This window comes from Halostella sp. PRR32, assembly GCF_034808085.1.
GTDB classification, from domain to species: domain Archaea; phylum Halobacteriota; class Halobacteria; order Halobacteriales; family Natronoarchaeaceae; genus Halostella; species Halostella pelagica.
Window position 1 is genome coordinate 1 of record NZ_JAXHGL010000167.1, and the last position, 263, is coordinate 263.

At 72.6% G+C, this 263-nt stretch carries 1 protein-coding gene; it reads right to left on the minus strand.

The annotated features are described in order from the left end of the window. A partial coding sequence (locus SM753_RS20770; RefSeq protein ID WP_323192950.1) for a PQQ-binding-like beta-propeller repeat protein occupies positions 1–263 on the minus strand: 263 nt, incomplete at both ends.

The window sequence follows — 263 nt, forward strand, 5'->3', positions numbered from 1 at the left end:
CGTAGAGGTTCGTGTCGGCGTCGCCGTAGTAGACGGCGTCGTCGGTGACGGCGGGCGTGGTGGTCGTCTCGAGGCCGGTGGTGTGCTGCCAGCGTTCGCCGCCGTCGTCGACGTCGAGCGCGAGCAGGGAGAGGCCGGCTGGGACGTACGCGACGTCGTCGTGGACGACGGGACGACCGGCGAAGAGCTCCGGGTCGGCGTGAGCGGTCCGCCAGCGGGTGTCGCCGGTCGCAGGGTCGAGACCGAGGGTCGCGGTCCTCGTG